Annotated in this window: 18 protein-coding genes, 3 pseudogenes and 1 riboswitch; of the genes and pseudogenes, 8 read left to right on the forward strand and 13 right to left on the reverse strand. The window is 58.4% G+C overall.

From position 1 onward, the window contains the following. Positions 1-41: 41 nt before the first annotated feature. On the reverse strand, positions 42-3020 hold the full coding sequence (locus BWP39_RS09905) for a Tn3 family transposase (protein WP_096719546.1): 2979 nt from the start codon (positions 3018-3020) through the stop codon (positions 42-44). Beyond that, positions 3017-4695: pseudogene (locus BWP39_RS09910) on the reverse strand (phage integrase family protein). Before BWP39_RS09910 ends, BWP39_RS09905 begins: the two are co-directional and overlap by 4 nt. A gap of 186 nt (positions 4696-4881) precedes the next feature. On the opposite strand from BWP39_RS09910, the gene BWP39_RS09915 reads away from it, so the two are divergent. The 7 genes from BWP39_RS09915 (at position 4882) to BWP39_RS09945 (ending at position 9073) form a co-directional block, all read left to right on the forward strand. Then, positions 4882-5313 carry a MarR family winged helix-turn-helix transcriptional regulator gene (locus tag BWP39_RS09915; protein ID WP_096719548.1) on the forward strand — a complete coding sequence of 144 codons (432 nt, stop codon included), beginning with the start codon at positions 4882-4884 and terminating at the stop codon, positions 5311-5313. Between the two features lie 34 nt (positions 5314-5347). Continuing rightward, positions 5348-5911 carry a cysteine hydrolase family protein gene (locus tag BWP39_RS09920; RefSeq protein WP_096719550.1) on the forward strand — a complete coding sequence of 188 codons (564 nt, stop codon included), beginning with the start codon at positions 5348-5350 and terminating at the stop codon, positions 5909-5911. Continuing rightward, positions 5898-6263: a hypothetical protein gene (locus tag BWP39_RS09925; protein WP_096719552.1), complete on the forward strand. Its 366-nt coding sequence runs from the start codon at positions 5898-5900 to the stop codon at positions 6261-6263. Before BWP39_RS09920 ends, BWP39_RS09925 begins: the two co-directional genes overlap by 14 nt. 358 nt (positions 6264-6621) lie before the next feature. Beyond that, entirely contained in the window at positions 6622-7365 is a 744-nt protein-coding gene (locus BWP39_RS09930; RefSeq protein WP_096719554.1) for a GntR family transcriptional regulator, read from the forward strand. A gap of 15 nt (positions 7366-7380) precedes the next feature. Further along, positions 7381-8241 (forward strand): sulfite exporter TauE/SafE family protein, encoded by an 861-nt coding sequence (locus tag BWP39_RS09935; RefSeq protein ID WP_096719556.1) that lies wholly within the window; start codon positions 7381-7383, stop codon positions 8239-8241. Then, positions 8238-8570 carry a DUF1634 domain-containing protein gene (locus tag BWP39_RS09940; RefSeq protein ID WP_096719558.1) on the forward strand — a complete coding sequence of 111 codons (333 nt, stop codon included), beginning with the start codon at positions 8238-8240 and terminating at the stop codon, positions 8568-8570. Before BWP39_RS09935 ends, BWP39_RS09940 begins: the two co-directional genes overlap by 4 nt. Before the next feature lie 143 nt (positions 8571-8713). Further along, positions 8714-9073 carry a DUF4158 domain-containing protein gene (locus BWP39_RS09945; protein ID WP_207556709.1) on the forward strand — a complete coding sequence of 120 codons (360 nt, stop codon included), beginning with the start codon at positions 8714-8716 and terminating at the stop codon, positions 9071-9073. Between the two features lie 55 nt (positions 9074-9128). Here BWP39_RS09945 and BWP39_RS32075 read toward each other — a convergent pair. Both BWP39_RS32075 and BWP39_RS09955 read right to left on the reverse strand, forming a co-directional pair. Next, positions 9129-9311 (reverse strand): annotated as a pseudogene (locus tag BWP39_RS32075) (IS5/IS1182 family transposase); the annotation flags it as partial. A 431-nt stretch (positions 9312-9742) separates the two neighbouring features. Further along, positions 9743-10060: a hypothetical protein gene (locus BWP39_RS09955; RefSeq protein ID WP_096719560.1), complete on the reverse strand. Its 318-nt coding sequence runs from the start codon at positions 10058-10060 to the stop codon at positions 9743-9745. 12 nt (positions 10061-10072) lie between these two features. Between BWP39_RS09955 and BWP39_RS09960 the strand changes: the two are divergent. Further along, positions 10073-10228 (forward strand): annotated as a pseudogene (locus BWP39_RS09960) (integrase core domain-containing protein); the annotation flags it as partial. 348 nt (positions 10229-10576) lie between these two features. Here BWP39_RS09960 and BWP39_RS09965 read toward each other — a convergent pair. The 9 genes from BWP39_RS09965 to BWP39_RS10005 all read right to left on the reverse strand — a co-directional run bounded on the left by BWP39_RS09965 (position 10577) and on the right by BWP39_RS10005 (position 24806). Next, positions 10577-11785 carry a tyrosine-type recombinase/integrase gene (locus BWP39_RS09965; protein WP_096719564.1) on the reverse strand — a complete coding sequence of 403 codons (1209 nt, stop codon included), beginning with the start codon at positions 11783-11785 and terminating at the stop codon, positions 10577-10579. Between the two features lie 476 nt (positions 11786-12261). Then, a complete protein-coding gene (locus tag BWP39_RS09970) occupies positions 12262-13290 on the reverse strand; it encodes a hypothetical protein (protein WP_096719566.1) in 1029 nt (342 codons plus the stop codon). A gap of 425 nt (positions 13291-13715) precedes the next feature. Beyond that, complete coding sequence (locus BWP39_RS09975; RefSeq protein ID WP_096719568.1) at positions 13716-15014, reverse strand: hypothetical protein; 1299 nt, start codon at positions 15012-15014, stop codon at positions 13716-13718. Between the two features lie 322 nt (positions 15015-15336). Beyond that, positions 15337-15780: a GNAT family N-acetyltransferase gene (locus tag BWP39_RS09980; protein WP_096719570.1), complete on the reverse strand. Its 444-nt coding sequence runs from the start codon at positions 15778-15780 to the stop codon at positions 15337-15339. After that, on the reverse strand, positions 15777-16619 hold the full coding sequence (locus tag BWP39_RS09985) for a tetrahydrofolate dehydrogenase/cyclohydrolase catalytic domain-containing protein (protein WP_096719572.1): 843 nt from the start codon (positions 16617-16619) through the stop codon (positions 15777-15779). The genes BWP39_RS09980 and BWP39_RS09985 overlap by 4 nt, the downstream gene beginning before the upstream one ends. Positions 16620-16786: 167 nt before the next feature. Then, a riboswitch (ZMP/ZTP riboswitch) is annotated at positions 16787-16869 on the reverse strand. Positions 16870-16898: 29 nt separating this feature from the next. Next, positions 16899-18047, reverse strand: coding sequence for a DUF1501 domain-containing protein (locus tag BWP39_RS09990; protein ID WP_096719574.1), 1149 nt, complete (start codon positions 18045-18047; stop codon positions 16899-16901). A gap of 15 nt (positions 18048-18062) precedes the next feature. Continuing rightward, positions 18063-19484 carry a DUF1800 domain-containing protein gene (locus BWP39_RS09995; RefSeq protein ID WP_096719576.1) on the reverse strand — a complete coding sequence of 474 codons (1422 nt, stop codon included), beginning with the start codon at positions 19482-19484 and terminating at the stop codon, positions 18063-18065. Between the two features lie 117 nt (positions 19485-19601). Then, entirely contained in the window at positions 19602-20288 is a 687-nt protein-coding gene (locus BWP39_RS10000; RefSeq protein ID WP_096719578.1) for a hypothetical protein, read from the reverse strand. A gap of 9 nt (positions 20289-20297) precedes the next feature. Beyond that, on the reverse strand, positions 20298-24806 hold the full coding sequence (locus BWP39_RS10005) for an RHS repeat-associated core domain-containing protein (protein WP_096719580.1): 4509 nt from the start codon (positions 24804-24806) through the stop codon (positions 20298-20300). Between the last annotated feature and the right edge of the window lie 29 nt (positions 24807-24835).

The raw sequence follows: 24835 nt of genomic DNA on the forward strand, positions 1-24835 counted from the left end.
AGGTATGGCCGGGATTCGTTAAAAATCCGCCACATCTCGACCTATGCTGCTGATTTAAAGGCGAAATCGATGGTCGGATTGAGCGGCAAGATGGGGTGAAGGAGATCCAGCAGGTAATCTCCAAGCCGGTTAATGTGTTCGCGCCGATAGGGCGACAGGCTTTTGAGCACCTCGTCATCAATGGGGTGACCCTTCTCCTGCAATTCCTTGAGCTTGCGCGACATCCATTGCACGTTGTACAGGATCACCATGTTCGCGACCAGGTGGTTGTACTTGATGATCTTGCGCTGCTCGTGCCGCACGTTTTCAGCGATCACACCTTCGCCGCCGAACATCAACCATTGCGCGAAGTCATTGAACTGCTCGCTCTTGTTCGTCTGCGCGTGGATCGTACGGCGCAACTCCGGGTCATTGAGATATTTCAGCAGAAACAGTGTCCGGATTACGCGCCCAAGCTCGCGAAACGCGAAATAGAGCTTGTTCTTCGTGCTTTCGGACCTGAGTCGACGCAGGATCGTCGACGGCGTCATCCTGCCCGCCTTGATCGAGACGGCGACGCGTATCATGTCGGCATAGTGCCGCTCGATCAGACTCCAGTCTATCGATTGCCGACACAGGCTGTCGATGTGTTCGTACTTACGGCGCCTGTCAGCCTTGTACAGCACGAGATCCTTGATGTTGCGCATGCGCGGCATCAATCCGATACCCATCACGTACGATAGCCCGAATACGGGGCTGCTCTGCGCCTGCGTATCGCCGTGGATGGTATCCGGCTTAATGTCGGCACCGTTCTCGATCAGCCCGTCAAGAATGTAGACCGCCTCGTGGACACCACATGGGATGAAATGGCTGAACAGCGCGATGTACATCTCTGACACGTGATAGTAGCCAATCCCGCCGTAGCCACCATATCGGAAGTGATATTCTGACAGCAGATTCTGCTCGTACAGGCTCCATTTCGTGCCGTCGGCCGATGTGTGCTTGCCGCTGCCCCAGTATTTCGGCAACGCGAACTGGTTGAACGCGTTGACGACTTTCACGATTGCCCTGTCGAGCCGCTCCTCGGTGACGTGTTTCAGGTTCAGCCACGCGACCTGCTTGCGGCTCAGACCTTTTACGGACCGTGCGGTCTGACTCGGACCGAGATTGCACCCGTAGCAGAACAGCGTGCTGATGAAGCGCTTGCGCGGCTCGTCGAGCTTCGAGTCGAACCCGGACAGCGGTCCGAAGAGCTTATGCAGGTCGAGCCACTGCTCCGTTTCTGTGAGGAGATCCAAGATACTGACTTCCTGCATCGATGCCTTGATAGCCTGGCCGATCAGGGTCAGGTTGGGTGGCTCCGACTCCTTGCCCGGCTTGTGGATAATCAGACCGTCCTGGCCGAATTCGATGCTGTCGTTTTCGGGGAACTGTCTGTCGGTCTCATCGAGCGCTGTGCTGAGTTGATCGCGCAATTCCTTCACGAAAGTCTTCGCTTCTGTCGGCAGACCGACCGTTTCACAATATCGCGGCAGCTCCCGCCGGAATTCTTCCTCAGATACCTGATGGATACGGTAGTCATCAAAGCGATCACTACCCTCCACGAAGAGATCGCCAGCATTAAGTTCGCGCATGATCTGGTGAAATACCGCGAGCTCGAAGAATCGTCGGTGCAGCATACGGCTGTCCCGGCCGTGCGGGAAGACTGCACGCGCCCACTTTTCTGGCATCCACTCCAGCGGAAGCGTTGCAAGGTCGTTCTCCGTCAACAATAGATACTCGCGATGCGCAGCCCGAAACCCTTGCAACCAGGCGAGCGAGATCAGTACTGACCGGTCCTGCGAGCTCGAACCCAGAGGCAACGCGTCGAGACACTGGAACAGTAGCGAACGCTGACTCTTGTACGGGCCCAGCATGAACGGCAGATCGAAATTGCCGGCGTAGGCGATGTGATCGTTGCACTGCGCGAGCGTTGCATCCGGGTCGCCGAGCGCTGAACGAATTCGCGGCAACCGCTGACGCTCAGACACTTCATCATCCTGAAGAATGTGCAGCACGTCGCGGAATTGCCCGACGAGGCTGTCGACAGCCTCTGCGTGATCGAGCCGATACTTCTGCATCTTCGTCTTCGCATAGACTTCGTACTTGCGCATGATCTTGATGAAGATTTCGGCAACGTCGTCGAGTGCTTTCTGAGGCTGCGCCTGGATGAACAGTACAGCGAGCGCGTAACGCTTGTTGATCTTGAGCGACCGAAGTTCAGCAACGTCGAGCGCTCGTGCCTCGATGACGAGCTGCTCCCGCTTGCTGACCGACAGTATCGCTGGCGGCTTTGGTAACCCCTCGGCCAGCACCCGGATTCCGTCGATGTGCTTCAGGAAGGTGGCGACGGCGCGCGTGGTCGGCTTCTTCGGCTCCCGCTTCAGGTCCTCCCACTCTGATTTGCCACCCGTGACGACTAGCAGCGTGTCAAGCCGGACTCTGAGCGCGTCATCGATCCCGGCTGTGATGTCCCGATAGATCGCCTCGTTGACGGCGTTGCGTCCCTGCGCGGCGATCCGCTGTAGCGTCGCAAGCGGCGGCAACTCGGAGCGGCGCCTGACCAGCTCCTCGATCAGCACATTGACGATGTCGGGTAGCTCAGCCTTCGTCTGCGCCTCCTTGCGCGCCAGTTCGGCGAGCCACGCTGTGTCACTGGTGTCGAACGGGTAAATGCCAAGATACGCGCGAAGCAGCTTCTGGTGCCGGACCCGGGTGCCCGATTGATCGTAGCGTGAAATTATCACCCGTGTCAGTGAGCGCGACCGGAGCGCTGTACGAACGTGGTCGAGCACCGCGAGCGACGCATCCGACAGCATGGGGAAATAGCCGAGTCGCTGCAGCAGCTTCATCTGGGCCATGAACAGGACCGCAGTCGACTCCTGACGGACCTGCCGCCGCACATAGCGAATCTCGGCAGGTGTCGGGGTGAACGCGACCAGATCACTCTCACTCGGCGCGGAGGGCAGAACCGGATAGACCGGATCATGGGCGATCGTCACGGTGATTCTCGTCGTGCGAAGATCCGTTCGAGCTCCCGTGTACGCTGCACTTCGTCGTCGTCCAGATAGATCGAGGTCGTCGTGATCGACACGTGACGGAGGTTGTCGCGTACGGTGGTGAGCGTCGCCCCCTGGGCGAGCGCGTGTGACGCATGCGTGTGGCGTAGCCAGTGTGGCGTGGCGCGTCGTAGCTTGCCGGCAAGCGTGGGATGCTCCGCCTCAATCGAACTGGCAGCGGTGGAGAAGAACCGGCGCAGGATCTCCCTCAGACGCGGTGTCGTGATGCCGCCTGATTCGTCGAGATGGCCGAGTAGCGGCGTGTCCGGTGCCCAGCGTGCAGGCGTCACCGACAGCCCACGTTGTGCCAGATACTGGTCGAGCGCAAAGCGCGCGAGCGGTGGCAGAACCACCTTGCCGGCCTTCGCACCCTTGCCGGTGAGATGCAGCCACCGCTCACCCCGCGCTCCGCTTTTGATGCCGCCGAGTGTGACGCCGACCAGCTCGCCCGCGCGCAGGCCGGTCGCGTAACCGAAATCGAGCAGAAAGCGCAGGCGCTGTGCGGCGGGGACCGTCCAGCCATGCGACCATTCGAGACCATCTGCAATCGTGCGGATCAACGCCCATTCGCCGGCGGTAAAGGCGCGTGAGATATCCAGTTCGCCGTTGCGTTGCGCACCGCGCACCTTGAGCCCGGCGAACGGATTGGTGAGCACGTAGCGCTGCCCGATCAGCCAGCGGAACATCGCGCCGATGACCGATAGTGCGTAGGCGATGGAATCCGGCGATAACGCGCCGGTGAAGGGTCGCCACTCCGGCGACGGCCGCGGTCGAGCCGGTGCGACCCATCGGGCACGCGGTGTCGGATGCCGCAGAAAGGCACGATAGGCCGTCGCATCCTCGCTGGTCAGCGAAGACAACGCCTTGCTGCGCTCGACGATTGCCCAGAGCAGCAGGCGCTCCGTTTCCCGTCGATAGGCGCGCTGTGTCTCGGTGGCTTCGTGCCGTTCGAGCCAGGCACCGATCGCCTGATAGTCATTATCGGCCTCGAGCGCGCACATCGTCTTCGGCGCACGGAAGGTGCCGCGCGAACCGTCGACGTCGTGCAGTGCTCGGATACTTTCCCACGGCACCACGGGTTCCGGTGTTGAGACCACGATCAGTTCGCGTGCCCGCTCGGTCAGTCCCTGGTGAGCAGCAAAGAAGGTTCAATATGACGTGCACTACGCAAGCCGAGTCCGGGAATCCTGAGCCACCAGCGCCGGCGACGGGGAATGCGCACAGTCAGATCGGCAAGTGTCCGGATGCCGTGTTGACGCAGCACGGGGACGATGCGAGGGGACAACCAGACATCGACCGCATCGCTGATTTGCGGTTGTGGGACAGGTAGCGATGGCAGGATGTCCAGTGCCAGTATTGCAGCCTTGCGGTAACGGGTCCGTTCACCGGCCGTGCACTGAAACGGCCGGACGAGATCGTCACGCTGACGGCTGAGTGCGAACCCTGCGAGTTGCCGGCGAATGCGCCCGATCACACCACGCGCGGACCGGCCGTCTTCGAGTGCCTGCAGGCAGTAGCGTTCGACCGCCTCACGCGAACTGACGCCCGCGTACCACGCACGCAGTGCGGACACGGATGCGGTGTCGGGAAAGGAGAGCGTTGATGGATGGATCGGCATCCTGAAATTATAGGATTCGGATGACAGTGGTGTGACGGGCGGGTGTGACGCGTTTCGCAAAATGGCAGTTTTGTTCAAAATCGCAGCTATATCGATAATAGCTGCTAGCGATAGGGATGTGGTTTTCAATCTTCTTTAATACATATTCATATCAGCAAAGCTGATCAGTTATGCTACAATGTTGCAATGTCAAAAAAGCCACAAGATCTTGCGGAACTGGCGAGAGGGACAACAGGTGCGTTGACCCGTCGCCTGAAGGCGGAGTCAAGAAACATCACCTCGTTACCCGCTCCACAGCAGGCAGTGTTGGCGCGATTGCAATTGAAGCCAGACCAAACCAGTGCCGAGTTGGCACGCGAGGAGGTGGTTAGGCCTCAATCCATGAGCCGCACCGTCATGCAGTTGTTGGACGCCGGATTCATCACGGTGCACCCCTCCCCCGATGACGGCCGCCAACGGTTGCTGAGACTGACCCCAAAAGGCAACTCAACCATTGAGACGCTTCGGCTAGGTAAGAACGACTGGTTACGCCAAAAGCTCCATACACTCGACCCCACCCAGCGGGCCACCATCGCACAGGCGATGTCTCTGCTGAAATCTCTTCTCGAGACACCATAAGCACCACGCCCACCCTTCACCAGAGAAAGACACTATGGCTATCACCAAGATTGATGCAAAGAGCGCCTTGATCGCTGTGGACATGCAGAAAGGCATTCTCCCCATGGCGGCACCAGCCGATGTGGAGCGGATTGTCGCCAAGACCATCGAGTTGGCCAACACATTCCACGAACTTGGTTTGCCCGTCGTCTGGGTCCGCGCACTCGGACTGCCTGGGGGCCGGGTTGAGTCGAGGCCACCTGTCGGGGAGCCACAAGCTGATTTCGCTGAGCTGCACAATGATCTTCCCTTCGAGGAGGGAGACTTAGACATCTCCAAGAAAGGTACCAATGCGTTCTTGTCCCAGAAACTTCATGCGCTACTCCAGGAACGCGGCATCACAAATGTGATTGTGGCTGGGATTGCCTTGGGTGTTGCTGTGGAGTCCACGGTGCGTGCAGGCTTCGATGCTGGCTACTCAATGACCGTCGCAACCGACGCCACCACGGACCCCATGCCGGGTCGCGCTCAGGCTGTGCTGAAGTTCACTCTGCCGATGTTCAGTGAATCAGGCACCACCGCAGAGATTTTAACAGCACTGCGTAATGCCCAAGCCTGACTCTGCCACTGTCGCATCCACCCAGGGCGAAGTGCTGTTCCCGGCTGGTTTTGTCGCTGCCCTGCTGCTGGGTGTGACACTTAATCCCATCAACTCATCCATCCTCGCCAAGGCCTTGGTCAGTATCGCCGGCGATTTTCATGCCACGGCGATGAAGACCGCGCTGCTGGTCTCGGTTCTGTACCTCGTCAGCGCTGTCTGCCAGCCCCTGATGGGACGGATGGCCAAACCGGTACGGTCGACAGGCGAACTTCAGCTGGATGGTCGGCCGCTTGGCAATGCCGGTCCAGTTGTGTGGCGAGCCTGGTCACTTGTGCTGGCAAAGACTTGGTCAGCGTTGGTAGATGATTAGGGCAGCAGCCTGCTGCCCTAATTTCGCAACAGCCTGTTGCACAAATTGAACTTTGGCTAATTTGATTTCTACAGAGCCTGTCGCGCAGGAGCCGCGACAATGCATTCGAGAAAGCTTAGCTGCGACCCTCTCCGAAGCCTCCAGCCGCAATGAAAGAAGGCTCGGGATAGATCTTTATTATTTGGGATAGATCTTTATTCGAGATTTACTGCGAATTCCGGTCAGGTTGAACACCGATTCTGGTTGAGGCTGAACACGCTGCTGGTAGTAACTAGTACTGATTCAGGCACCACATTGCGGCCCGAGGAGGCTTCCAAGTGATCGACACATCATGACGTCATGATGTTATAATTTGTCGATGAACACCAAATTCGAAAAAGCCCCTCTGTACGCGAAAGTTGAAATGGCATTGGCGGCAGAGATCGGGACTCGCGGCCTTCCATCAGGCAGTCAACTTCCACCAGAAGGCCCCCTGATGGAGCGGTTCGGGGTAAGCCGAATCACACTGCGCAAAGCTATTGAAAATCTCGCGGCTCGCGGCTTGGTAGAAATCCGGCGTGGCAAGGGAACCTTCGTTTCAGAACCAAAGGTCACGCAGGAATTGAGCGCGCTGACTGGATTCGTGGAAGACATGGTTGCACTAGGCCGCCATCCCACGGCCCGACTATTGGACAAACGCTCTGTGCTCGCGACTAAGGAGGTTGCGCAGCACCTGGGCATCGCGTTCGGCACGCAGGTCTACCGCATTGAACGGGTGCGACTCGCTGATGGCGTCGCGATGTCGTTCGACGAAACCTACTTGCCACTCGATATTGGCGAAAAGGTCGCTAGCGACGATCTGGAGGCAGAGCCTATCTTTGATTTACTCGAAAACAAATACGAGCTGCCCTTGGTCGAAGCCGAGTACCAGCTCGAAGCCGCCACAGCAGACGAGCACGTCGCACAAGCTCTAGGAATCGAAGTCGGAAGCCCCGTATTCCTCATTGAGCGCACCTCCTATACCGAAGGGCATCGACCCATTGATTACGAAAAGCTCCACTATCGGGGCGATCTGATCAGGTTTTCAACACGGCTAGCCCGGCGTCCGCCCACTCGGATCTAACAGGGAACCGATAGATTGGAAATCTCAACGATTCTTTGGCTATTCGTGGCCGCCTTTGGCGCGAGTGCGCTTGGCGGCGTGCTTGGCATGGCAAGCGGTATCTTTATTGTGCCGATGCTCACGCTACTTTTTGGCGTGGATATTCATGTGGCGATAGGTGCGAGCCTTGTATCGGTCATTGCCTGTTCGTGCGCTAGCGCCGCGCCACTATTGAAAGGACGCTTGACCAACATCCGGCTCGCTATTGTTCTGGAAACGGCCACCACACTTGGGGCGATAACCGGCGCACTCCTCATCGATATTGCCTCGACCTCCTTTCTCTATGGCCTATTTGCCGTCATTTTGGCCGTCTCAGCAAGGCAAATGCTTTCGCGCCGCCGCGAGGCGATCGACACGAGTGCACCCAACATAAATGGCTGGGCGACAGTGTTACGCCTGCATTCGAGCTTTCCTGAGCCGGCGTTAGGAGGGGAGACCCCTTACCAAGTGGGTCGCGTGCCGCTTGGCCTATCCCTCATGTATGGCGCCGGTTTGATATCGGCACTACTTGGCATTGGTTCGGGTGTGCTCAAAATCCCTGCTATGGATACCGCGTTGCGGTTGCCCATCAAGGTTTCATCCGCGACGTCGAATTTCATGATTGGGGTGACGGCTGCCGCGAGCGCCGGAGCCTACTTCGCGCGCGGCGGCGTTGATATCGGCATTGCCGCCCCTATCGCGCTTGGCTCCGTTGTCGGTGCGCTGCTTGGTGCGCGGCTGCTGATGGGACTTCCCGCTGACAAGCTGCGCATCTTCTTTGTCATTGTCCTGGCGCTGCTCGCTGTCCAAATGCTCACAAGCGCCTTTGGCGTCCATATATCCGGAGGTACAGCATGAAGCCTGCAAGAGACAATGACGAACGCCGCGAACAAATCATTGCTGCGTTGCTCTGGTACGGAACGTGGCTTGCCTGCGCCATCATCGCGGCAGGGATGATCGTGGGCGCTTTTCCGCAAATTGAGAGTTCACTTAGTCCCGGTTTCAGCAGCTACGGCATCTTGAAAGTTGGCGTGGCGCTGCTCATTCTGTTACCGATTGCTCGCGTGACGTTGATGGTTGCTATTTTCCTATGCGAACGTGATTATGCCTATGTTGCGATTTCATCGTTCGTCCTCGCGATTATTGCTGCTGGAATTTTGGTTGGGCTACATCAAGGTGTTGGATAGCTCGCATGATAGGCACACAATGACCCAAGGGCGCGCGAGTCACAGACGTCTCCACAGACAGGGGAGTCGTGCGGCACTATCGGTGGAGCCCCCCCCATTTGGTGACGGCGCAGTCATCGACTTGCTAGACCACTGTTCTCGCTATGGCATCGATCGAACGGACCGCTTACCCCCTGCTGAAGCGTAACCCCTCGGCTCGTGAACTTGCCGAGGTCTACACACCCACCGATAGCGAATTAACACTTGCCACGCGCCAGGTACGTGAACCGACACGGCGACTGAGCTTCCTGCTCTTGCCGAAGGGCTTTCAACGCCTGGGCTATTTTCCCGTTGTGGACGAGGTGCCCGTGGCCATCATGCGCCATGTCCGTGATGCGCTGCGGTTCAGCGGTCATACCCGTCCCGCCATGCGTAAGCAACTAGCCATCCCGTCTCGAGTTGCGTTGAAGGTCTTGGGAGCATCGTATCCACTTAAAAATAGGTGGATAAGTGAACACTATTGAAGAAGAAATGCCGCCTAGCCGCCGGCGCTATAGCATGGCGTTCAAGGCCCAGGTGGTGGCGGGACAGGCGGCCCGTTGTTGATGGCGTAACACCGAAGAAGCCGAGTGCTTCCAGCTCAAGCTCTTCGACAAAGGCCTCGACGATCCTGACCGGGTTGTCCTCGGCAACGAAATCGTCCAGACATTCGGGCAGGAGTGTTACCTGCTTGCGGTCATCACCTTCAACGAATCGCTTCATGAATCACCCGTCCCGAAAACGTTGATTCAGTCTAGGTGATCAAAACGTTTTCACACAGCCTCGGTCGATCGGCGACATTCGTGCCACACACGCCTCGAGACTGCCTGCGCCGGTGCGTAGATATCTTTTTGAGGAGACGTCCAAAGTAGCCATCGCCCACGTTCTCACACGGCCCTAGGAATAGCCGAAAACCTTTGGCCAGCCGCTTTGCAGCCGGCATCTTCTCGACGCGCGGAAAGTAGTCACGGAGCTGGGCAGGCGAACCGCGTAGCGTACCCGACATTCGTCGTGGAACGGTGGGAGAAAGTCGGGCCAACCGGCATAGAACGGCCGGCCGCTGTACTTAATTTGGGCTTGGCACAGTGCGAGCACGTCAACCGGATGTATGCCAATCGTCCCTGATCCGTTGTTGGCGTCCGATCATGGTCTGGTTAATCAGGGTCGGTTGCGTCATTATAACGATGGATCGAGCCGTGCATCCGATCAGGTAGTGCTGTCTTATCGCTGTCGCACGCCGACTCCCACCGCTCGGGCAAGACGTTGATGTGCAAACCGAGCTGTTTCGCTGTTTCAATTGGCAGGCACACAACCACGTCAGCACCACCTTGTTCCCGGGTCTGTAATTCCACGCTGACACCGCGCAGTTCCAGATAGACAACGCCCGCTTCGAACACTTCTTCGTAGAAGTGCCAAGACGGCTCTCCAGCTTGATCCGAATCATGATGCGCTAGGGTTGCTTTGGTGCTCATAGTTTGCTCCCGTACCTGAAAGCGTACGAGTCGGTCAGCCATGCCCGACGCTCCATCGGCGAATACATCGAGTTATACAACAGGAAACGGCCTCATTCGAGCCTGGCGGATCGCACGCCGGATGAGGCATACTTCGCGACGCTGCCTGCGATCAAATCGGCAGCATGATTGCCTCGGACGTTCCACTTAAAAGTCTCAGAAAACTGTCCGAACAAGTGAGCCCACTTCTTCGGCGCGAACACATTAACCGGCTTGGAGATTACCTGCTGGATCTCCTTCGCCCCATCTTGCCGCTCAATCCGACCATCGATTTCGCCTTTAAATCAGCAGCATAGGTCGAGATGTGGCGGATTTTTAACGAATCCCGGCCATACCTCTAGCAGGTCAAACCGGGGGTCTCGCAAAGTGCGCAGTAGACTGGGTGCGTTCAATCCACCTGACCAGATGGGCGGCAACAATCATTTTGGCGGGTATAGCGGCGAAGGTTCTGGCCGTTGCTCCCTTCGTCCGGGACGATTACCCGACCATTCGCTTTCCGTGCCCGAGATAGTCAGCCCAATCTTGCATCATCGCCGCACGCTTGCTGAAGAGATCACCTCGCGCATAGGCTGCTTCGGCCTTATTTTTTAACAGATGTGCTAACGCTGCTTCGGCGACTTCTCTTGGGTAGTGGGTTGTCTCTCCGACCCAGTCGCGAAAGGTGGAGCGGAAACCGTGAGCTGTCAAATCACCTCGTTCCATGCGTTTCAGCAGCTGAAGTAGAGCCATGTTTGATAGCGGTCTGTTTTCTCGTTGTCCAGCGAACACGTAGTCGTTCTGGCGGTGGTTCTTCATCATCTTCAATATGCAGAGCGCAGCCTTCGACAGCGGCACGCGATGCTCTTTTCCGGCCTTCATGCGGTCATCCGGGATTGTCCAGATCTTTTCGTTAAGATCAAACTCGCCCCATCGCGCTCCCAGTACCTCATTCGTGCGGGTCGCGGTGAGGATAAGCAATTCCAGCGCTTTCGCAGAAATACCATCCTGTTTCCGTAAATCGCTCATGAAACCAGGGGCGTCCGCGTAGGGTAACGCTGCGTGGTGTTCAACTTTTTGCACTTTCGACCGTTTCGGCAACAAATGGTCGAGGTGACCTTTCCAGCGCGCCGGGTTTTCTCCAGTTCGGTGGCCGCGCACGGTTGCCCAATCGAGTACTGATTCAATACGGCCGCGCACCCGCGACGCAGTTTCAGTTTTCTCTCTCCAGATCGGCTCCAGCGCTTTCATGATGAGTGCTGTGTCAATGGCGGACACTGCAAGCGAGCCGAAGTGCGGCGATGCATAGGTGTCGAGTGTGCTCACCCATTGGTCGCCATGTTTCGCATTCTTCCATCCGCTTCGATGTGCCTCGATGTACGCTTCAGCACATTCGTCGAATGTCTTGATCTTTGCAGCCGCAGCATTTGTCGATGCCCGACGTTGCTCCTTGGCGTCCAAGGGGTCAATGCCGTCAAGAAGCTGTTTGCGCGCCGCCAAGGCACTGACACGGGCCTCGGCTAGGCTGACGGTGTGCAGCGGGCCAAGCCCCATACCGCGCGCCTGGCCATTTTTCATATAACGAAAAAGCCACGATTTGACACCTCCCTTTGTGATCTGCAGATACAGGCCCCCTCCATCACCATGGAGACCCGCCCTCGCGAGTTTGTTGATTTGTGTCGTGCTGAGTTTGTTGATTGAGTGTGCCATACCGTCATCCTAACTTATTGACTCACAAATTGACTATCAAAATGTATGTAGATTCAGGGGGAATTGCGAGGAACGCCGTGGAAGTGGAATGCCTTGAAATCCTTATCAGCAAAGGGTTTGATAGAATTTCACGGAATCCTGTGGAACCGGTGTTGTATGACCGTCTCTCCGCCACGATTACCCTTCCGGCACTTCCAATAAATCCCGTCAAGCCAGGTTGTACAAGGCTCAACGGCGAGTCGCCAGCTCCGCAGACACTCCAGAAAAAGTCGCAGAATTTCGCGTTTTTCGCGGTACTTTTTCGGGTACTTTTGCGGCCTGATTCACAGCGATGCCGCGGCGTTTAATCGCAAACGGTATTGCGCGCAAGCCTTGAACCGAGCGCGCCGCCTGTCGTTCAACGCGCCGTCCCGGAACACCGATCACGACGGCACCCCGAGACAGCTCAGCAACATCAGCAAACCACGCCTAAGTCATCAGTAGTACAGGTACACATCGTTGGGATCTACAGCAAGGTTGTAATTGCACTGTGGCGAAATGGACGAGCTCGCGTAACCGCCCTGCCACGACGGAGACAGCACATTGCCATTGGTGTCCCAAACCGTGACGCCTGAGAACTGTGTCATTGCCTGCGGCGGTAGCTGATCGCAGGTGCTCACCCCATACACCTCCAGTGTCCCGCCGAATACCCATTGCAGTTCACCCTGCGGCGCCGTATTCAAGGTCACGCTCTGCCCGTTGGTGGTGTCCTGAGTGACGATGGACCAGGACCCGCAATCGTAGACACCCACTCCGCACAGCGAATACATGTCGCCCAGGATCTGGTCGCCGGGAGCAACCGAGGCCGGATCAGTATGAGTGGTTGTGCCGGCCGTGCAGCAGTTCCAGCTCGCGATGGTCCAGGCGTTATCGCCAAAGCCGTTAAAGCCAAGCACCGGTTGCAGAATTGACGCTACGTTCGGGGACTGCTCCAGCCCCGGAAAGAAAAACACCGTCTGCCCCGCGATATTGTTCGGAGCCGACGGCACTGTCCAGCTGACCTGCAAACGACCGACATTACTGCCGTTCTGATAGTTGACGCTCTCGATCCAGCCCGTGTACGTCGGCTGCTTCGGACCTGAGGCAGCCGCCGATGTCAGCGAACTGGCTCCCGTCGGGGCAATGCTGTGCCCTTGCCGATCGAAGTGCGCACGGCCGCATTTCGCCGCTGAGCGAATGGTCCCGTTGCTCTGACGGATGCTCGCGTCGGCGCGCAAGCTCTCTCCTGCATGAATGGTCTGGACGCAATCGGGCGAGAAATAACCGTTGGGCGTCACGACGTACTCGAGCGGTACGTTAGCCGGGCGCGACGCCTCGCTTAGCGAGCCTACGGTGGTGAGCTGACGAGCGGGTACCAAAGGTCCGGCAGCGTGCGACGATGTAAAGAACAGCAAGAGCAACCATGCAAAGGCGAACAACCATAGATGACGATGCTCGATGGATAACAGCCGTTTACTCGGATTCATTTGACATCCTCTCAGAGTGTGATGGGACTTTAGCTAGCGTCGCGTGAAGCCTGATTTTTCTCAGATACGTGGTGGGCTTCCAGGAGCATTCGGGCCTGCGACGTTCGCTTCACTGAGAATGGTTGACACGTATTTCCGCAATGCCTCTGACGCGAAAATTGATGCACGAATACGAACCGTCAGACGCATGCAATAGTACGCATGGCGAAATATGTAGACTGAATGCAGTGCGACCCTTAGGACCACTTCTGCAATTTATATCGCCTCGCCCGTTACAGTGATGCACCGTAGATCGGTTGAACGTTTTCTTGTGAAAACTGCAGACGTCGCGCGAGTTATCTGCTGTGTTGAGGCAACCTATGCATTTTCCATCTCATGCTCGTCAGCTACGACGAGAAACGCCGAGCAACTGAGTTTCCGTGCACTCACTGCTTCAACGCATAACCAAGCAGACGCTCAGCGGCACCGAGCTTTTCGCAATCGGGGGCATTAGACGCAAAGTGCGACTGCATACGCGCGTCGTAGCAACGATAAAGCGGAATCGTATTGGGTGCGGACTGAGAGTAGACCCAGCCCGCTGTACGAAGCCGCTGATAAGCATGCGCCTCGCAGAAACTTTTCTCGGCGAGCAGATGATCCGGATGACCGGGACGTTGACTGACGCAATCTTCGAGTTCCACAGACGCCGCCCCGCCCGGTGCGGCCGTCATCAGGTAACCGGACGTGGTTTCGAGTGTGTAGACATTGTCTTTAGCTGGAACGGCCGCTGTCGTCGACCAGCGATCATGTAGTGTCGGTGCATACCAGCGCGCGAGTTGCACGCCGACCTGCGGCCCCGTCGCATCGCTGACAGGCGACACGGTCACGTCGCGAAACACAAGGTACTTCTGGCTCCCATCAGCGTTCGGCGGAATATAGGCATAGACCAGCATCCACCTGTTCGACAACTGATTGCCCCCATTGGCCGCGTCGAGCAGTACCGGATAAAAGATCAGCTCCGACGGGGCGGGGCGTGTCCACTGTCCGGGGTCGACGGCTAACAGCGGTTCGCGCAATGGTGCGAGCGTCGTGTGGTCGATCGTGAGGAAGAGACCCAACCCGCCCTTTACCCATCCCGTCAACACGAATTCGTGCCCGGTCTTCCACCACGCCACGCTGACACCCGAGCCACCTGCCAGCCGTGTCGCATCGCCAGCCAGCCCGGGTTGGTTCCATGTCCCCTGGAAGAACTTCGTCCAGTGCCCCGGACCAGGCGTAGAGACCGGTGAGCGCGCAACGATCAGGCCGCCATCTTTCGCGCGAAAGCAGTAGGCGTAACGGTATCCATCCTGGCCGTTCGCGACCGTGCAATCGCCTTCACCGGTGTTTTTGCGTGCAGTGGGAGCGTCGGTGCCGGTGATAATCTGTCCGAGGTCGTGCCATGTCAGGCCGTAGTCGTTCGAGACGGCTGCTGCCATCGATTTGTGGGTCTGGCCGACTGCATAGTCACAGGCAGTTTCAGCGTGAACGAAGCCGAGCGTCGTTGCTCCATCGACTTCCGCATGATTCAGCCACCGCCCGCACGAATCGTAGCTTGAAGGTTTGCCCGGTTCCATGACGGTGCGTTCGGGACCACCCATATCGGCCGGATCATTGCCATCGATCGCACGGGTATCGTTGTGCGCGTCGAAACCGCGAAACTGTCTGTCAGGCAGTGCGATTTCCGTGAAGCGGTTATCGGCCATGTTTGCTCCCGGGCCGCGTACTATCTGCGGAACCCCGACACGGATGTTGATGCATCCAGTACAAACGACCTTGTCCGTGGCCGTTGCCGCAGATGCCGGCGACACAGACCCACTCAGCGTAAGCAGTGCAACTATCAAACCGGCCGTGAAACCACAGCGCACCATGAAACGCGAAGACATACGACACCTCTCTTTCTGGAGCACACATCTCCGGTCGGATAGATCGACAGTCAACATGTAGAGCCGCTACGATGGCAGAACTACACACGAAGCATGTGACACCGTTATACCCAGACAGGCGCGCAAAACGCCTCGCGCAGCGTCAGCCGGTACGCTCGTTATGCGACTTCAAGAGCACATAGTCTCCGTCCCCCGACGTTCCCGAGCCAATCTCAACGAAACGACATGCGCGGTAAAACGCGAGTGCGGATGTGTTGAGCACCAGACACTTCAATCGATAACGCAATGTCGGCCGGCGCGGCAGCGCCCGTAGAAGCGCCGTGCCGACTCCCCTGCGATGATGGCTACGCGCCACGTACAGATGGTGAATGAAACTATCTTCTTCCCAAACTGAAATGAAGCCGACTGGATGAGCCAATTCGTCTTCGGCGATCAACAGCAATTCGCCCTGCGTCTGTGCGTCGAAATCCTCAAGCGCGAATTTTTCGGGCGCCTGCCATTCGAAGGTTTCACGGCGCCCCTGCAAAAATAGTTGCCTCAATGCTGGCCAGTCCTCGGGGATGGCGCGTCGAACCGTGATCGTCATTGATACGCGCGCTCCGCGGCACTGACCGTTTGCGCAATCAGCGTCGAAATAGTCATCGGCCCCACCCCACCCGGAACCGGCGTCACAGCAGCGCATCGGTCCATCAAACCTTCGAGATCGATATCGCCGACGCCGCCAGGATGGTAGCCAGCGTCGATCACAATCGCGCCATCGCTGATCCACTCGCCACGAATGAACTTCGGCTTGCCTACCGCACCAACGACGATTTGCGCACGCCGGATTTCCGCCTCGAGATTCACGGTTTTCGAATGACATAGCGTCACTGTCGCGTTCGCATTCGACAACATGAACGCCATCGGTTTGCCAAGAATGGGACTACGTCCCACGACTACAGCACGCTTGCCCGCAACGTCGATCTCGTAGTGCTCGAGCAAACGCATGATTCCAGCGGGCGTTGCGGATCCGAATGCCGATTCACCGAGCGCCATCAAACCAAAACCGTGACTGGTGACGCCATCTACATCTTTGGCAATCGATATCCTGTCGAAGCACGCACGTTCGTCCACATGCGAAGGTACCGGATGCTGAAGCAGGATGCCGTGCACGGTCGGGTCCGCATTGAGCCGGTCGATTTCGGCCAGTACATCGTCGGTCGTTGCGCTGGCAGGCAACCTGATCGCACTCGAATCCATACCGACGCGCCGGCATGCGTTGCCCTTCATCGCGACGTAGGTCGCCGAGGACGGATCGTCGCCGACCAGGATGGTAGCGAGGATGGGGGTCAGGCCGCCGTTTTTTGCCTTGAGCGCAGTCACGCGCACAGACAACTCTTTTTCATACGAGGCGGCTACCGCCTTGCCGTCGAGTAGCAAACTCATCGGTTTTCTCCTTGCACGACTGCGGACGCGCATATCCCCAAACGAGGAACACTCGAATGCCGGACTAAGCGAAGTGGAAGTGAGCGCCGGTGAGCCTGATCCGGCACGGGCGGGCTGAACAGAATAGAAGTGGGTGCAAGCATCGTCGGAAGTCCCTGTGAGAACGATCAAGATGCCCAGGCGAACGGCGTTGCAGCGTCTACGCTTCCCGATGGTGATCCATCTTTTTTCGCCAGTCACGTAGAGGCGCTATTTTACTTCAATCTCCAGTTGAGTCATTCAAACGCGCACAAGACCCGAGGTTGCGCGCGGCGCATTCGTCGTGCCAAACAACGCGATTGCGGTGCGTTGAGGATCGAGCCGCATGCTCTCGCTTGCGGCGCCTGCGATCAACGCATCGAGCGATGTGGTTGGCTTCAGGTCGCGCGACTGATAGAGATCGGCGGGCCGCAGTCCGGGCCAGTCGGCAAGCACCCGCCCGCCGGACACACCCCCACCGAGCAACATCGCCACCGATCCCGTGCCGTGATCGGTGCCACCGGTGCCGTTCGCAGCAGCGGTACGCCCAAACTCGGTGGCGACCAGCACGGTCGTGTCGTCCCAGTGTGGGCCGAGCCCGTCGCGCAGCGCGGCGAGCATCGTATCGAGCGCCTTGAGCTGCGCGGCAAGGCGCGGCGTCTGCGCGCTGTGTGTGTCCCAGCCGCCGGTTTCGATCATCGCGATGCGTGGGCCGTCTTCGCGCGACAGAAAACCCGCTGCGAGCCTGCCGACGCTGGCAGGATCCTGACGCGCACCCGCATCGCTCGCGAGGCCGCGTGCGGTCATCGCCGATTCCCACAGCGGACGCAGTTGCGCGTCCTGCTCGTACAGTTGCGCGACGCGCGTCAGCAGATCGTCGGGCGCGGCGGGCAATGCGGATGGCGCGTAAGACGCGACATCGGCGGGACCTCTCAATGCCATCGGTACAGTCGGCGCAAACGCGATGGCAGTATCGCGTGCGGGCGGCAGCAGTTGTGCGAGCCGGTTCAACCAGCCGTCCTTGACGCTATACGGTGCGTTGCCGCCGGTTTCGAGCACGTTCTGACCGTCGAAGTGCGACCGGTCGCGATATGGCGAAGCGACCGCGTGGACGAAGAGCGCCTGCTGCGCGGTATACATCTTCGCGGTTTCCGCCAGCGACGGATGCAGCGCGAACGTACCGTTGAGTTTGATCGCTGTCGCTGGATCGATGGCAAGCGCGCCGCGCAGCGTCGCGTAGGCGGGCTCCGCATACGGCACGACGATATTGAGGCCATCGGCCGCGCCGCGCTGGATCACGAAGACAAAGCGACGTTCGGTACGCGCGCTCGCGAACGCGATGCGCGGCGACACGAAGATCACGCCCGCGCCCGCGGCAGCACAACGGATGAAATTACGGCGAGACATCATGATCGATCTCCTTACTCATCTACGCTGAAAATCAGGCGACACCAGAAGCAAGGCGAGCGCGGTGGACGTACTCTCCGCGCGCGCCACCGCGCTCCGGGTGGCCTCGCTGATCGAGCCCGGGAGCAGCGTGTCGCCGAGCGTGTTGGGATCGAGTGTGTCGCCGGTGCGCGCAGCGAGTCGCTGTGCGAGTTCGACACGGCGCACCAGCGCGTCGGGCGCGGCCCAGCTCGCGGCGATGTCGTCGTAGCCGGCGGGCGATCCGGGACGCCATACCGGTTCGCCGAGTTGCGCGAGAAGAGGCGCGGCCTGCAGATTGCCGGTGTCTCGCCAGCCTAATCCGCGTAGCGACGATACGGCCCATTCCCACGGCGTTTTGAACTTCACCGGGGCGGGTGACCACGCTTCCGGTGTGTCGAGCAGCGCGCGGTACACCGTCGGCAGATCGCCGCCGCTGCGCTCGAATGCGTTCGCAAGATGCGTCACCACGTGAGGCGATGGCGTGTCCGCGACGAAGTGACAGGCGAGCTTGCCAGCGATGTGCATCGCACATGCACGCGAACCCACAAGGTCTTTGAGGATGGCCTGGGCCTGGTCCTCACCGGGTTCGTCGTAGCGTCGGCCTAGCACTACACGCGATCCGGGCTCGTGCAACGCTGCGCGGAATATGAAGCTGCCAGGCGGCGCGGCATCCGGGCGCGGGCCTCGCACGGTGGCGATGCTCCAGCCAGTGAGTGCGCGCGCAAACTCGGTGACGTCGGCCTGGGTGTAGCCGCTGCGTACGCCTAGTGTGTGCAGTTCCATGATCTCGCGTGCGAGGTTTTCGTTCAGGCCGCGTTTGCGTTCGGGGTCGCGTTGTTCTGCGCGCATCGCGGCGGTGCTGTCGGGGCCGATTGAGCGTGTCTGATCGAGGAAGAGTTGCATCGCTGGATGGCGCTCGACGGCTGACAGCATGTCTTCGAAGCGGCCGAGCACGTGTGGGCGGATTGCTTCGACTTCGAATGCGCCGGCGAACTCGGCGACCTGGCCTTTATCTACCGATACGGCGAAGTGGTTTGACCAGAAATGTACGAGGCGTTCGATGAAGGGTGTCGGCGTGGTGAGCGCGCTTGAGATGCGTGCGGTTACGGCGTCCCGGTAGGTGTTGCGGGCTTCGACGCGCAGCATCTGGGCTAGTGAGCGGCGTGCGGCCTGGGTGGCACTTGCAGCGCTGGTGGCGTCCGCTGGTGACTGTTGTTGTGTAGTGAGTTGCTGGCGTTGTTGGGCGGCGTCGGTGGCTAGTGCGACGCTCGTCGGTTGGGTCGCCCATGCAGGCGGTAGCGGCTGGTATGCGTCGAACTGGGCGGCGAGCCACGTGCGTGGATCGCTCGGCGCGGTGTCTTCCGGGCGAGCGCCGAGTCCGAACCGGTTCAGCGCGATTGCCGTGGGGGTCAGGGTCATGACGGGTCCTTCCGGGGTGCGTGTTGGGGTTAAACGCGCGGTGGGAGGATTTCCGTCGGTCCGGCTTTATCGAAATTCGAACTTCTCAAGTAGAACAGTACATCTCAAGATTGCACATTATTCTTCGATATCGTAAAAACTGTACTTTGCGTTCCTCACAAATTCAAGAATATGAAAAATTCTCCCATCCTTATTGCCCATATCAACACATTGCTTTTCAAGCGCAATTAATTGCTGAAGACATGCCTGATCCTCATCATCCATCAGCTTATATTTTTCAGAATCACAGAAACCCAGCATTTGCATTAATAAATCATGAAAAACAATGTCATCAGAATATTCATTTTCTGAAACGATGTTTTTTATAGCGTTATCCATAACAAAACCGCAACGCTTTTTTTGAGAATTCAGCAGAAGATGAAAATCCGCCCCGATCATCACTTTATATTTTATGTCATTTCGATCCAGAATAAAAATCTGATTCGTTGATTCACAAAAATATGCAGATGGAGCTCCATAAAAAGCAAACTCCTCAAGACCGATGAAATCGTCTATCGATATCTCGTGCAACCCAGACAAATCCACCAAAGAGCTTTTCAGTTGTTCAATGGAAGAAGGAATATTCAGAAGCATAAAGCCAAGCACCTTGTCTTTTTTCTCAACAAGGAACCAATCTCCTTCAAGCCCTGAGAAATTCGATATCCCACTGAGCGATGCGATATTTTTCTCGACTTCCTCGAAGGTCGGGAATTTACCGGAATAAAAAACACTAAATCCACCGAGATCCCATTTTACATCAATCATCTCTTATCCTTACATTCCCGCTATTGGACTTGCCGGTGGCAGATAGCCTCCGCCAGGCGTTGGAATTTTTCCACCAGTTATCATAGAGTCGGTAATTGGCACGCCAGGATCGGAAGGCAATCCTCCGTACACTGCAGCACCACTATCCCCTCTCGGACCCGATGGTCCATAAGCCGTAATAGCCTGACCTTTGACAGCTCCCGTGTTATCTCCGGCAAAAACAGCAATATCACCATCTTTTGCAAAAATAATGTTCTCATTGCCTCCCGAAGAGGCATACACACCATCAGGGCTTTTAACTATCTCGAGAATTCTTTCATCGGAAAGGCGGCCATGATAGCCCTTAGGAGATACTTTTCCAGGAGCAATTTTCCGGATTTTGCCAGCCTCAGCCCTTTCCTGTATTTTTTTGGCCAGCTTTAGACACAAGCCCCAGGGGTCGATCCAGCTGAGCGCGTTAGGCGCATACCGATACTGATTCAACCCTCCCGCCAACCCAATCGGATCCGGCGTAATAAACCGCCCGGCATCCGGATCGTAGTATCTAAACGTGCTGTAGCAAAACCCCGTCTCCAGATCCTCATACTGCCCCTGCAACCGCAACGTCTGCGGAAGCGGTTGCATCACGTCTCCCACCGGATTCGCCTGGAACTCCGGCGCATATTCCTGCAGCACCGTGTTTCCCCACGCCCGGTAGCGCGTTCTCCACACCACCCGACCGTCGCCGCTGGTCAACTCTTCCGGCGCACCGCTTGCATTCGTATGGAAGTAGTAGATTCTGGCCTCAGGCTTCGCCTCGGCCTCCAGCCGGTCCTTTTCCCCTTCGTGGTAAAGCCGCCATAGCCACTGACTGTCGTCGTTGACCGCATCGATCCGCGCCAGCGGCACATAGCTTTCGCCTTCATACAGGTAAGTCACCGCCTGATGCCCGCGGCGTTCCTGTGCAAGTCGCAGGCCGTCCCAGATGAAATGCGTCAACCCGAACGTATCGCGCTTCACGGTCCGTCGCCCAAGCAGGTCATAACTAAAACGCACCGTCTGTTCCACGCCGTGACGCGTCGTACCGACCTCGATCAGCTGGTGTTCCGCGTTGTACTTCAAACGCTGCACCGTATGTCCACCCGTCAACTTCTCAACCAGCCGACCATGTGCATCGTAACGATATCGCCGGTCCCCGCGCATCAACAGACGGTTACCTTCGACGCGTGCAGGCAACCCGACTGGACGCAGGTTCGACGCGGCATCGTATGCGAACTGCTCGGCAAGCACCCCTTGCGCTCCTACGTTTGTGCTGCCGGCCGCAAGGCTGCTCTCGAGTAACTGTCCAGCCGGATCGTAGCGGTAGGTTTGTTCGCCACCCAGTGGATCGATGCGGCTCGTCAGCTCGCCGCTGCGATCGTACGCGAACGCCTTGCGCAACACGTCCTGGCGGAATCCAAACGCCGCCCAGGAACCAGGCGCATGCTGAGCATCGCCGATCCATTGCCCTACCTTGCGCGACAGACTGTCGTAGGCCGTCATGAGCGTCTGCTTGCCCTGCGTCCGGCTCACCTCACGATGCAATCTGTCCCGTTCGAAGTCGCACACCGTCTCGTCATTCGAGCTGATGTGGTGCAAATGGCCGCCGCCGTAGTACAGCCAGTTCACCGTGCGACCGTTCGGCAACGTCGTGCCAAGCCGATTGCCCAGCGCGTCGTATTCGTGAACCAGTTCGGTGAGCGTGGATTGCCCGTCGTCACCCACCGCCTCCACGGTCTCGGCGACAACCCGGTCCAGTTCGTCGTACGCGAACGTCACCGAATCGATCGGGCGGCCATCGAGATGCTTGCGCGCAAGCCGCACTATGCGCCCCGTCTCGTCGTAGTCGTATGTAGTCGCAGTCTCGGGCGTACGCTTGCCGATCAGGCGGCCCAGTATGTCGCGCTCGAGATCGAGCGTTATCTGCTCGGGCGTACCCGCCGCCTGTTTGACCCGTATCGGCGCACCCCTTGCGTCGCGCTGATATTCGACACGCACCCCGTCCGGTGCAATCTGTTCGATGAGGCGGTCGGCCGCATCGTACGAAAAACGGTAACTGTCACGCACCTCGTTATACAGGGTGCGCAGATTGCCGGCCGCGTCGTATTCGAGCTTGATCTGATGACCGTTCGCATCGGTTCTCGACGCCACTCGCCCTACTGCATCGAATACGAACGCGGTGGTATGGCCGTTGCCATCGGTGAACGACGTCAGCGCATCCGCAACCGACCAGCTACGACCCTGCTCACTGCCATCGGCATAGCGCACATGAACGACCCGGTCCCGGTCGTCATGGCGATAACGCGTCGTGTTGCCCAATGCATCGGTCAGCGCCGTTACTCGTCCTTCTGCGTCGTATTCGGCGTGCGTCGTGATGCCCGAGCAATCCGTGCGCGCGATCATCCGCTGATATCGATCCCACCCGAACTGCGCGATTCCGCCACGCGCATCCACGATCGCCGCGGGACGACCATGACGATTCAGCCGGAACTCAGTACGTTGCCCAAGCGGGTCGATCTCGGCGACAACGTTGCCGCGCATGTCGAACTCGAACTGCCATTGCCGTCCATCCGCGAGCGTCTTCTGCTCCAGGTCCATCCATAGTGGGTGCCACGTGAAGCGCGTCGTCTGGTCAAGCGCGTTCGTCACTTCGGTAGGCAGTCCGCGTTCGTCGTCATAACGCAGGCGCGTCGTCGCACCGTTCGGTTCCGTGAAACCGGCCAGTTCGCGATTCGCACTCCAGTCGAAGCGCCAGGTGTGTCCGAGCGTATCGGTATGCGCTGTCACCAGGTAGTCGGTATTCCACTCGCACAGTTGCATACGGTCAAGATGGTCGGTCACCCGTGTCGTCTGCTGCGCGAAGTCGTATGTGAACCGGTAACGCTCGCCATCGTCCGTCCAGTGTTCGACAACACGAGCCTCCCGGTCGGTCAGGCCGCACTCTTGCGCCAGTTCCTTGCGATCGAACTCTCTCCATACGTAATGCGCTGTCTTTCCGCCGGGCAGTCGATGCATTGCCATGCGACCCGCCGCGTCGTAATCGAAGCGTCGCCGCTCCTGGCCCTCACCATCGGATACGCTCGCAAGCTGCCCAAGTTCGGAATAGGTATAGGTCACAAGGCACTTTGTCGTGCCGCCTGCGTGCAACATCACACGCGACATCCGCCGCTGATGCAGTCCGTCATACTCGATCTGTACGCGATGACCTGCCATCGTCACCAGTTCGCTCAGACGTTCTTCTTTGTCGTAGTAAAAGTAGAGCCGATTCGCGTTGCGATCCTCGAACACCACAGGGCGCAGGATCTGCGAAGGTCGGTCCGGCTGCGCCAGGCCGAAATCGAAACACGTGCCGTCGGACAGCTCGATCATCCAGTGGCCGCCGTCGGAGCACGCGAACGTCAGCCCTTCGCTGCGGCTGAAATACTTTTGCCCCGGTTGCAGATCCGGAACCGGCGTACGTCGTCCTTGCGCGTCGATCCACAGATGTGGATGTTCTTTTCCCACCCCCAGTTGAAGCTCGACCGCATATGGCAAGTTCCACCCGCGACCAAGCGGGCGTTCCGTGCGCGGATCGAGACTGCTGTAAATGCGCTGCCACACGATCGGTAACGGCGCAGTCAGCACGAAATCCAGATCCTCGTTGCCATCGAGAATCTTCGCGCCCGTGGGCATATGGACCGGATTCCCCGCGCGGCCCGACATCGCGGCACCGACGAGTTTGTCAGCGGCCATGTTGATCGCGAAATTCACGGCGAAACAGGCGAGCTTGGCGAGCGGCGCCTCGTTGCCACGCATTGCCTGACAGATCGCAATCGCCAGCCCCGCATACTTCGCAATCGTCGCGAGCCACGGCGGCATCTCGCTCGTCACCTCACGCACACGCAGCCGCTCGCCGCCAATGCTGACGTTGGTCGACCCCGTGTTGATCTTGCCTTCGCAGGTGGTCGAGTCCTTGATCCGCGACGCTGGCCTGCCGTTGATAAAGACGCTGGCCGATCCCTCGGCCAGATACTCGCCCTTCGGAGTCGGATGGTTCTGGCACGCCACCATATCCTGATCGACCGGCGTGAACATATCGGCTATGGACTGAGGTTCGACGCCTGGCGGCAGCGGCGGCGCTTGTACACCTGCGGCACGTGCCGCACCGAGACTGTTCACGAAAACGTTAGTCGAACCTGTAGCAATGCTCCCCTTCACGTTACCAGGAATCAGGCTATCAATCAGCTCCCCCGCTTTCTCCGATAAATACCCCTCTAGAGAATCGGACCCAGTAGCCGCCTTCGTGATGTCGTTGACAACGTGGGAAATCACCGCGCCCACCACCGCGGTAAGGATCACGGCCCCGAGGCCACCCGTTCCGACAATGAAGGCCGCCGCCGCACCGATGGCCAGACCGACCAGCAAGCCCGCACCCACAGTCGCCACGACTTTCAGCAACTGCCCCAGCAGCGAGGTGTGAGTGAAGGTGTCCTGGACCCGGGCGGCAGCGAGGAGTGACATGGTGAGATCAGTCCGAGTTCATCGATGGA

Source organism: Paraburkholderia acidicola (assembly GCF_002362315.1).
GTDB lineage: Bacteria > Pseudomonadota > Gammaproteobacteria > Burkholderiales > Burkholderiaceae > Paraburkholderia > Paraburkholderia acidicola.